Consider the following 10,716-nt stretch of genomic DNA (forward strand, 5'->3'; position numbering starts at 1 on the left):
TTTTATATGCCGGGGTGGGGGGGGGGGGGGGGGGGGGGGGGGGGGGGGGGGGGGGGCGGGGGGCCGTCCTGGGGGCCCCGCCCCCCGGGGGCCCCGGGGGGGCGCCCCCGCCGCGGTCGTGCGGGGGCTCAGGCCAGCTTGGCCGAGAGCGTGATCGTCGTGCCCGTGAGCGCCTGGCTGACCGGGCAGTTGGCCTTGGCGTCCTCGGCGGCCGAGACGAAGGCGGCCTCGTCGAGGCCGGGCACCTCGCCCTCGACGGTGAGGTGGATGCCCGTGATGCCCGTGCCCGGCTGGAAGGTCACGTCGGCGGACGTGACGAGCTTGGTGGGCGGGGTGCCCGCGCCGGTGAGGCCGTGCGAGAGGGCCATGGAGAAGCAGCTGGAGTGCGCGGCGGCGATGAGCTCCTCCGGGCTGGTCTTGCCGTTCGCCTGCTCGGCGCGGGACGGCCAGGAGACGGCCTGCTGCCCGATGCCCGAGGAGTCGAAGGTCACGGTGCCGGAGCCCTCGGTCAGGCTGCCTTCCCAGACCGTGTGTGCGGAGCGCGTGGTAGCCACGATGCCAAATCCCTTCGGTGAAGTTCCTTGGGGTCCATCCGATCACACTCCGGGGCCGGTCCGCGCGCCGGGCGGCCGTGCGCGGCCGAAGGAGGGACGGCCCGATCCGGGACCGCCCCGCACGTCCCGGGTGCGCCGCGCAACGCAATGGCCTCAACCACGCGTCTGAAGGACTGAGTTGAGGCGCACGACCGAGCGCCTCGGCCAGGACGCGACGATCGTGAGGGACACGTTGCACCATCACACCGAGGGAACGACGGACGGCCGAGGGGCGGGCGGGGCGCCCCGGCGGCGAAGAGCGTACGCGGCGACCGTCGCCGCGGCGGCGGCCGTGGCGCTGGCTGCGGGCATGACGGGCCCGGCGGCCGCGGACCAGGACCGCGCGCCGGACAGCCGGGGCACCGGCACGGCCGCCATCGACCGGAGCGCGGGCGGGGCCGCCGTGAAGCCGGGCGCCGGGCACCGCATCACCCTGGTCACCGGTGACCGGGTGACCGTCGACGACAAGGGGCGGGTCACCGGATTCAGGCCCGCAAAGGGGCGCGAGCACATACCCGTGCGCACCCGCACCTTCGCCGGGCACACACTGGTCCTGCCGTACGACGCGCAGCGGCTCGTCACGGCGGGCAAGGTCGACCAGCGCCTGTTCGACGTCACGGAGCTGAGCCGGAAGGCGAACCGCGAGGCCCAGAAGAACGGCCTCAAGCTCATCGTCGGCTATCGGGGCACCGCGGCCCGCGACGCCCGCGCCGGGGTGCGCGCGGCCGGTGACACCGCGGTCCGCCGCACCTTCACGTCGCTGAACGCGGACGCCGTGACGACGCCGGAGCGGGACGCGGCGGCGCTGTGGAAGGCGCTCACCGACGAGCGGGGCACCACGACCACCGGGGTCGGCCATCTGTGGCTGGACGGCGTCCGGCAGGTGACCCTGGACAAGTCCGTCAAGCAGATCGGCGTGCCGAAGGCCTGGGAGGCCGGGTACGACGGCAAGGGCGTCAAGATCGCCGTCCTGGACACCGGCGTCGACGCCACCCATCCCGACCTCAAGGAACAGGTCGTCGGGGACAAGAACTTCACGCCGTCACCCGACACCAAGGACCGTTACGGGCACGGCACGCACGTGGCGTCCATCGCGGCGGGCACCGGCACCAAGAACGCCGCGTACAAGGGCGTCGCGCCCGGCGCCAAGGTCCTGAACGGCAAGGTCCTCGGCGACGACGGCAGGGGCAGCGACTCGGAGATCATCGCGGGCATCGACTGGGCCGCCGCCGAGGGCGCCGACGTGGTCAACATGAGCCTCGGCGGGGGTGACACGCCCGGCGTCGACCCGATGGAGGCCGCGATCAACAAGGTCTCCGCCGAGAAGGGCATCCTGTTCGCCGTCGCGGCGGGCAACGCCGGGGATCCGGGGTCCGTCAACTCCCCCGGCAGCGCGGAAGCGGCGCTGACCGTCGGCGCGGTCGACGACAACGACAAGCTGGCGGACTTCTCCAGCCAGGGCCCGCGCGCCGGTGACGGCGCCGTCAAGCCGGACGTGACCGCGCCCGGTGTCGACATCACCGCGGCCGCCGCGCCCGGCAGCGAGATAGAGAAGGAGGTCGGCCAGAAGCCCGAGGGCTATCTGACGATCTCCGGCACCTCGATGGCGACCCCGCACGCGGCCGGTGCCGCCGCCCTCCTCAAGCAGCAGCACCCCGACTGGAAGCAGCCCGAGCTGAAGGGCGCGCTCACCGCGTCCACCAAGGGCGGCAAGTACACCGCGTTCCAGCAGGGTTCGGGCCGCATCGCCGTCGACCGGGCCATCAAGCAGACCGTGTACGCGGACCCGGTGTCCCTCAACTACGGCACCCAGCTGTGGCCGCACACCGACGACAAGCCCGTCACCAAGAAGGTCACCTACAGGAACCTCGGCGCGAAGGACGTCACCCTCGACCTGACGGTGTCGGCCCTCGACCCGAAGGGACGTCCGGCGCCCGCCGGGTTCTTCGCCCTCGGCGCGAAGAAGGTCACCGTCCCCGCGGGCGGCACGGCCTCCGTCGACCTGACCACCGACACGCGCCTGGGCGGCGCGGTCGACGGCGCCTACTCCGCGTACGTGGTGGCGACCGGCGGCGGCCAGAGCGTCCGCACGGCCGCCGCGGTGCAGCGGGAGGTCGAGTCGTACGACGTGACGCTGAAGTCGATCGGCCGTGACGGGCGGCCCACGCCGCACCACGAGACGATGCTGTCGGCGATCACCGGCGCGGACGCCGGCACGAACCACTTCCCGCACGACCCGTCCGGCACCGTCAAGGTCCGTGTGGCCAAGGGGAGTTACCTCCTGGACTCCGCGGTCTACGTCGATCCGCAGAACGGGGACAAGGGCGTCGACTGGCTGGTCCGGCCCAAGCTGACCGTCGACAAGAAGCTGACGGTCACGCTCGACGCCCGCAAGGCCAAGCCCGTCGACATCACCGTCCCTGACCGCGACGCGAAGCTCGCCTTCATGGACGTGCGCTACACGTACGAGGGCTACGAGATGGGCGCCCTGCGCGTCAACGCCTTCCAGAACATGCGCACCGCGCACCTCGGCCCCGCGGTGCCGAGCGGCCTCGGCCAGCAGTGGCTCGGCACCTGGCGCAAGGGCGCCGATACCGCGTACGAGATGCTCCTCGGCGGCAAGGTGACCAAGCTCGCCACCGGCTACGTCAAGCACCTCAAGCCCGCCGACTTCGCGACCGTGAAGGTGAAGATGGGTGCGTCGTCGGTGCGCAAGACGGGCAGCCTGAGCGCGGCGGGATACCTCCCGGAGGCGGGCGGCATCTCCATGATCCCGCCGGTGCAGAAGCTGCCGCGCACCAAGACGCTGCATCTGTCGGCGCTCGGCAAGGTGAAGTGGGACCTCGGCTTCGAGCAGTACGGCGGCGTCGATGAGGAGGGCAACCCGCTCATCGAGAGCTACTACCGGTTCCCGGAGCCGCGCGCCTACAAGGCGGGCCGCAGCTATCAGGAGGCGTTCGGCGTCGGCGTGTTCGGCCCGCGCGTCGGCTCGGGCGCGGGCGTGTTCCGCGACGGTTCGAAGCTGTACGGCGAGCTGCCGCTGTTCGCCGACGGGAAGGGCAACATCGGCTGGACGGACCTCACGTCGGCGAAGACGGAGCTGTACCGCGACGGAACGAGGATCGGCGCCAACGAGGACCCGCTCACGGGCGAGGACGGGGCCTTCACCGTCCCGGCCGCGGACGCCTCGTACCGGCTGACCACCTCCGTGAAGCGCTCCGTCACCCTCTCGGCGGCCTCCACCCGCGTCGACGCCTCCTGGACGTTCCGCTCCAAGCGGGGCGGCCCGAAGGAACTCCCGGTGTCCACCGCCCGGTTCGCGCCCGAGCTGGACCTGACCAGCCGGGCGCCCGCGGGCGAGAAGCAGCGGATGCCGGTGACCGTGCAGGGCGCGGCGGCCGGGGCGAACCTGAAGTCGCTGCACGTGTACGCCAGTTACGACTACGGCCGCCACTGGGAGGAGCTCAAGGTCACCGACGGCCGCGTCACGGTCAAGAACCCGGCCGCGGGCAAGGGCATCTCCTTCCACGCCAAGATCACCGACAGGAAGGGCAACAAGTCGACCGTGTCGGTCTACCACGCGTACTACGGCAAGTAGCACCAGGGGTGTTCGAGGGGGCCGCGCTGGTGCACGGGGTGCGGTACGAACAGTGAGGCACCGCGGCGCGTTCGGTCCCGTGCGCCGACCCCCCTCGCACACCCGGCCCCGTACCACCCCACGCGCCCTCGCCACCGGGGCGCGTGGGGCACGCGACATGCGCGGTACCAGGCACCAATGGCCGGAATGGCAACTGGGCAAGGCCCCCACGCGGTGACACTTTTAGGCCCCTCGACCGTGCGGACTCAGCCACGTGACGGCTGCGCGGCGCAGGCGCCCGGGCACATCTGCGCCCGGGCACATCGGGGAGACCACTCAGGGGGTTAGGCATGCGCATGATCTACACGGACCGGGGTCCGTCGCCACTGGAGCCCGAGAAGCCCACCGCTGCCGGAGACCGGGACTCGACGTTCGGCTGGTGGGGCGCGTTCAGCATCGAGAAGTTCGCCAACGCGTCGCCGCTGTTCTACACCCACGAGGACGCCACCGGCTGGCTGGCGTACCTCCAGCAGTTCTACGACCGCAACTTCTGGTTCGCCGACGGGGGCGTGCAGGTCTGGGCGTACGAGGAGACCTACGACAACTGGCAGGACCGCTACGGGATGGACGCGGTGTGCGCCGTGTACCACTCGGGCCACGGCGACATGGACGGCAACGGCGTCTTCTACGCGCCGCTCGGCGCCGCCTGGGACGGGCGCACCACGGCGACCTCCAACCGGATGGCGCTCGGCAACGAGAAGTGCCGGTACATCTTCTGGTCGACCTGCTTCTCGCTGCGGGTCCTCTCCGGGCACTCCCCGATCCGCACCTGGGCCGGGCCGAACCTCGGCTTCCGGATGCTCTTCGGCTTCGAGACCACCAGCATCGACCACCCGGACTACGGCCGGAAGTTCTGGGACAAGTGGCGGTCCGGGCAGACGTACTGCGACGCCTGGCTGAACGCGAGCTGGGACATCCACAAGAACCAGGCCCCGTCCGTGTGCGCGGTCGGCGCCACCCAGGCCGAGGCCGTGAACCGCCTCAACACGGAGCGGAACTTCTACCGCGACGCCGTGTCGGACAACTGGTACGCGTGGCGCTGGTACAACGCCCGTGAGTCGCTCGCCGAGCAGCTCACCGCCGTCCCGGACAGCCCGCAGGTGATCCAGCTGGCACCGCGCGACCCGAGCTCCGAGCTGGCCGAGGCGGGCCGGATCGCGAGCTTCCCGACGGCGGCCCTCGAAGAGGTGCAGGTCGAGCGGCAGGGCGTCCTCAGCGCCACCTCCGGGGACCGCGTCGCGTCCACCGGCCCGCACGCGGTGCGCTGGGTGCGCCTCGCCGAGCCCAACCACCGCAACACGACGGCGCTGCCCACCGACCGCGCCGTCGAGCTGGCGCGTGCCTTCGCCGAGCAGCACGCCGACGGGGCCGAACTGGTCGTCGACAGCGTGCACGACCTGATGCAGAACTCCGGCACGAAGGACGGCGCGGAGATCGGGTCGCCGGTGTCGCTGCAGACCCACGTCACGTTCCGACAGGCCTTCGGCGGCGTCCCGGTCATCACGCCGGACCGCGGTGTGATCCGGGTCGGCCTCGACAACGACGGCACGGTCGTGCAGGCGCAGCTGTCCACGCGTACGGCGACCGGCGCGACGCGCGAGGCCGGCGCCCTCGTGACGCCGCCCGGAGCCGAGGGCGCCGAGGCACCGGCCCCGCGTGACCCGCGAGAGGCGCTCGACGCCGCCCAGGAGCGGCTGCTCGCGGAGCTGGCGGTCCGCGCCGCCGAGGCCGGCGCCGACTACCCGTCGGCCGTGTCGCGGGAGCAGCGGCCCGAGGTCAGGGACGTGCCGGGCACGTTCCAGGTGGGCTATGAGATCGAGGGCAACGAGGCGTACCCGGCCGCCCGCAAGCTGATCGAGATCGGCCCCGAGGACGGCGTCAGGACGCAGCGCTGGGTGACGGCTCCGCTGGCGCGGTAACGGTTCGGGAGGCGTCTACCGGGTGGCGGTCCGCTGTTTGCGGGCCGCCATCCACGCGTACAGGAGGACACCCACGAAGAGGAACAGCACGCCCTGGTAGACGGCCGCGTACCCGGCGCCCGCGACCAGCCACATCGAGAAGCCGAACGCGAGCGCGGCGAGGACCGCGTCCCGCACCAGCTGCCCCCGGTGCACGCGCTCGCCCTGCCCGGAGGCGAGGAAGTAGATCTGCGCGGCGGTGGCGAGGAGGTACGGCACGGTGGCGGTGAACGTGGTGACGAGCACGAGGACCTCGAAGACGCCCGCCGGACCGGCCGTGTAGTTGTAGACCGTGAGCAGCGAGGCGAGGACGACGGTGACCACGACGCCGACGGTCGGCACACCGCGCCGCTTGCGTGCGAACGCGCTCGGGAAGAGCCCGTCGCGCGCGGCGGCGTAGGGCGCCTGGGCGCTCAGGAGCGTCCATCCGTTGAGGGCGCCGACCATCGACACGAGCGCGGCGATCGCCACGGCCGTACCGCCCCAGGAGCCGCCGAACATGGCGTTCACGGCGTCCGAGAACGGCGCCGATGAGGCCACGAGCTTGTCGTGCGCGACCGTCCCGAACACGGCGAGGGTGCCCAGGAGGTAGACGAGGGCGGCGCCGAGGGTGCCGAGGACGGTGGCGCGCCCGACGTTGCGCCGGGGGTCGCGCACCTCACCGGCGCTGACGGCGGCGGACTCCACGCCCAGGTACGAGAAGAGCAGGATCGCGGCGGACGCGGACACCGCGCCGACGGGGCTCTCGTCGCCCGCCCGGAACGGCCCCAGGTTCGCGCTGTCGAAGAAGAAGAGACCGCCGAAGGCGACGAGCAGCAGCGGCAGGAACTTCAGGACGGTGGCGACGAGTTGGACGGCGCCGACGTAGCGGGTCCCGGCGAGGTTGGCGAGCGCGGGAAGCAGTTGCAGCGTCAGCGCGGCCAGGCAGGCGGTCCACTTGTGGTCCGCCACCGGTATCAGCACGTCGAGATAGCCGACGGCGGCGACGGCGAGCGCCGCGTTCGACACCCACGTCGTGATCCAGTACGACCAGGCGGCGAGGAACCCCGCGAAGTCGCCGAACGCGGCCCGCGCGTACACATACGGTCCGCCGGTGCGCGGGTCACGGTGCGCGAGCCGCCCGAAGACCAGCGCCAGACAGATCGCACCCGCCGTGAGCACGGCGAACGCGACGAGGCTGATCGTGCCGAACGGCGCGACGGAGGCGGGCAGCAGGAAGATGCCGCCGCCGATGATGTTCCCCATGACGAGGCACGTGGCGACGGGGAGCCCGAAGCGGCGGGCGTGCTTGTCACTGCCGTGGGGCTCCGCGTCGTGGTGCTCACCGGTGCGGGGTTCCCCCAGGTCAGGGGCCGGAGCCGACGAGGAAACGGTTCCGGTGTCGTGCATGGGGTGGTGCGCCTCTCGTTGTGCCGTGCGCCCGGGATCGCCGGGGGCCCGCCCATGGTCGGGCACGGCACACGCTGCGCAAAATCAAGAACTTTTGTCCTGTACGGCGTGGTCGGCGGCCGGAAAAGCTGTGGGAGGCGGGGCCTGCGGAAGGCAATCGTCCGCGGGGTCGGCAGCGGTCACCGCGGCCTTCGCCCGCCCCCCGTGCCCGCACTCCTCCTCCCGCCAACGCCGCAGTACGGCGTGCACGGCCTCCGCGCCGACGAGCTCGCCGCCGTCCGGGACGGCCGGGGACAGCGCGAGCGGTGACATCAGGAACGGGCGGGACTGGGCGCCGCCGAGCCCCCCGTGGGAGCCGATCTGCTCCTCGAAGGCGAGGACTTCGCCGTCCTCGGGGTCGTACCAGGAGTTGACCATGATGTCGGCGGTGTGCGGGAAGGAGTCGGTGCGGCGCACGGCGTCGGCGGCGCCGGGACCGAAGTCGTCGAGGGGGCCGGGGCTGCCGGGGTCGCCGGAACCGTCCTCGTCGAGGCGGAGCTCCGCGCCGCGCGCGCCGAGGACGAGCGGACCGTGCTCGGCGCTGCGGACGAGCAGGAAGCCGACGCCGGGGTGGTTGGCGAGGGTCGGCAGGAGTGCCGGGTGGCGGCGGTCGATCTCCTCGCGGGTCATGCGGTGGTGCACGTCGGGGAAGGAGACGAGGCCGAGGTTGCCGGAGGCGAGGACGATCGGCTCGGCGCGGCGGCCGGGGCGGTGCTCGCCCGCGCCCTCCTCGACGGGGCGGCGCAGGGCGGCCCGCACCGCCGAGCGGGCCTCGGCACCGCTGTGCGTACGCCGCGCCCTGCGGGGCACGGGCAGTCCGCACCCGGCCCGCACCAGGTCGGCCAGGGACAGGCCGTAGCGGGCGCGGAAGGTCTCGCCGGGGCTCTGACCGTGGTCGGAGAGGAGCACGATGCGGTAGAGCCGGGGCGCGTGGTCGGCGACCTGCTCGATGAGGGCGAGGGAGCGGTCCAGGCGGCGCAGCACCCGCTCGGCGTCGCCGCTGGTGGGCCCCGAGTGGTGGGCGACCTCGTCGTAGGCGACGAGGTCGGCGTAGACGGCGGCGCGCCCGGCGAGCATGTCGCCGATGACGGCGGCGACCACGACGTCGCGCTCGACGACGGTGGCGAAGGCGCGGATGAAGGGGTAGAGGCCGCCGCGGCTCACCCGGGGGCGGCGCTTGCGGAGCCGGGCGCGGGTGGACTCGCCGATCTCGCGGCCGACCTCGGCGACGAAGGAGAGGGCGGTACGGACGGCGTTGGCGGGGTCGGAGAAGTAGGCGAAGTACCCGGCGCGGGAGCGGTTCCGCTTGCCGCGCCGCGCGGCCATCGACAGGACGAGGGCGAGTTGGTCGGCGCCGCCGCTGAACAGGTTGCCGCGGCTCGCGCCGTCGTCGGCGAGCAGGCCCGGGTCGCCGGTGCGGGCGACGGCGCGACGCTGCAGCTCGACCGCGGAGGCGGGGCGGTTGGACACCATCACCTCGCCGGTGTCCTTCTCGTACCAGCGGAAGGCGGGGACGTCGAAGTTGCTGCCGTGCAGGATGGCGAGCTGGCTGGCGCCGGTCTGGCTGGACCAGTCGGTGCGCCAAGGGGTGAGGCGGTGGGTGGGGTGCGAGCTGCCTGTGCCGCCCCCGCTCCCGCCTCGGCTCCCGGTCCCGGTCCCGGTCTCGCCGAGCCAGCGGGCGACGGTCGGCATGAGGCCCTTGCGGACGGCGTCGCGGAGGACGTCGTGGCCGACGCCGTCGAGCTGGAGGAAGAGGATTCCCGGGGTGGCGGGGCCGTGGGCGCTGTCGGCGCGGCGGCGTCTTCGGTCGGCGAGGCGGTACAGCCGGCGGCGGTAGGCGTCGTCGTCGCGGACGGCGAGGGCGCCGCCGGTCGCGGAGGCGACGGCCGACATCACGGCGGCTACGACCACGGCGGTCTCGGCGTTGGCGTCGCCGCGGCCGTCCGGGATGAGGCGCAGGGCGAGCAGGAGAAGTGACCCGTTGAGGAAGAAGTTGAGCAGGCCGAGGACGAGGGCGGGTACGAGGAGCAGCGCGCGTACGAGCAGCGGCCACACCAGGGCCGAGAGCAGGCCGAAGGCGCCCGCGCCCAGGGCCGCGGTGATCGCGATGCGGGTGGCGCTGTCGCCGTCGTCCGACTGGAGCTTGAAGTCCGGGAGGATGCCGGCGAGGACGAGCATCGTGACGGTGCTCACCGCCCACACCGCGATCACACGCCACAGGGCGCGTCCCACTGCCCGCCATCGCCCATCGCGCACCGCGTCTGCCCACCTCACATGCTCTGACCTTGCCCCCAGCGTGTCACAGGCCATGGGCCTCGACCGGACGTCCCGGCCCAAGCCCCCCTCCCCCGGCCCCGGCCCCGGCCCAGGCCCAGGCCCAGGCCCCGGCCCAGGCCCAGGCCCCGGCAACTCCCGCCGCTCCGCGCCGGACTCCCCACCCGCCCACCCGTGCCCCTCGCCCCCGCCGCACCCCACCGACGGGCAGCCCCGACCTCACGAAAGCCGACCCCGAGAACAGGCACAGCCCCCCACTCACCCCCGGCAACCCCTGCCGCTCCGCGGCAGCCTCTCCCACCCGCCCACCCATAACTCCCGGACCCGCCGCACCCCACCGCCCAGCAGCACCCACCACCCCAGACCCCGGCCTCACGAAAGCCGGTACCGAAGCCCCCCGTTCAACCACGGCAACCCCTGTCGCTCCGCGACAGACTCTCCCACCCGCCCACCCGTAACTCTCGAACCCGCCGCACCCCACCGATCAATAGCCCCCACCACCCGAAGGCCCCGGGCCTCACGGGCACCGGGGCTGCTACCCAGGGGTCACGGGGACGGCAGCCGCCACTGACCGGGGCGGCCGTCGAGGGCCACCCGGGGACGGGTGTCACGGGCGGGCGGGTGGGGGAAACCGCCGCGAAGCGGCGGGACGGCTGCCGCGGCGAGCGGGGCTGCCGCCCAGGACGCACGACCTCGACGACCGCCACCGACCGGGCCGGCCGACGGGGGCCACCCGGGGACGAGTGTCACGGGCGGGCGGGTGGGACAACCGCCGCGAAGCGGCGGTTGGGTAGAGCGCGAGGGCGCACGGGGCGGCGAGAGTCAC

The 10,716-nt window shown here is 73.2% G+C and carries 5 protein-coding genes; 2 read left to right on the top strand and 3 right to left on the bottom strand.

Going from position 1 to position 10,716, the window contains the following annotated elements:
* Positions 1–128: 128 nt before the first annotated feature.
* Entirely contained in the window at positions 129–554 is a 426-nt protein-coding gene (locus tag ACFVHO_RS40125) for an OsmC family protein (RefSeq protein WP_289944193.1), read from the bottom strand.
* Between the two features lie 349 nt (positions 555–903).
* On the opposite strand from ACFVHO_RS40125, the gene ACFVHO_RS40130 reads away from it, so the two are divergent.
* Both ACFVHO_RS40130 and ACFVHO_RS40135 read left to right on the top strand, forming a co-directional pair.
* Positions 904–4,191, top strand: coding sequence for a S8 family serine peptidase (locus ACFVHO_RS40130; RefSeq protein WP_385725487.1), 3,288 nt, complete (start codon positions 904–906; stop codon positions 4,189–4,191).
* A 329-nt stretch (positions 4,192–4,520) separates the two neighbouring features.
* A complete protein-coding gene (locus ACFVHO_RS40135; protein WP_385725484.1) occupies positions 4,521–6,149 on the top strand; it encodes a DUF6345 domain-containing protein in 1,629 nt (542 codons plus the stop codon).
* Positions 6,150–6,164: 15 nt separating this feature from the next.
* Here ACFVHO_RS40135 and ACFVHO_RS40140 read toward each other — a convergent pair whose 3' ends face one another.
* Together ACFVHO_RS40140 and ACFVHO_RS40145 are read right to left on the bottom strand one after the other, a co-directional pair.
* A complete protein-coding gene (locus tag ACFVHO_RS40140; protein WP_385725485.1) occupies positions 6,165–7,577 on the bottom strand; it encodes an amino acid permease in 1,413 nt (470 codons plus the stop codon).
* An 84-nt stretch (positions 7,578–7,661) separates the two neighbouring features.
* Positions 7,662–9,926, bottom strand: a complete 2,265-nt coding sequence (locus tag ACFVHO_RS40145; RefSeq protein ID WP_385725486.1) for a phage holin family protein — start codon at positions 9,924–9,926, stop codon at positions 7,662–7,664.
* Between the last annotated feature and the right edge of the window lie 790 nt (positions 9,927–10,716).

This window comes from Streptomyces sp. NPDC127108, from assembly GCF_042677545.1.
In the GTDB taxonomy this organism is placed as follows: domain Bacteria; phylum Actinomycetota; class Actinomycetes; order Streptomycetales; family Streptomycetaceae; genus Streptomyces.

Coding starts and splice junctions, on each gene's coding strand:
- ACFVHO_RS40130 (WP_385725487.1), top strand. CDS start 904: ATGACGGGCCCGGCGGCCGCGGACCAGGACCGCGCGCCGGACAGCCGG.
- ACFVHO_RS40135 (WP_385725484.1), top strand. CDS start 4,521: ATGCGCATGATCTACACGGACCGGGGTCCGTCGCCACTGGAGCCCGAG.
- ACFVHO_RS40140 (WP_385725485.1), bottom strand. CDS start 7,577: ATGCACGACACCGGAACCGTTTCCTCGTCGGCTCCGGCCCCTGACCTG.
- ACFVHO_RS40145 (WP_385725486.1), bottom strand. CDS start 9,926: ATGGCCTGTGACACGCTGGGGGCAAGGTCAGAGCATGTGAGGTGGGCA.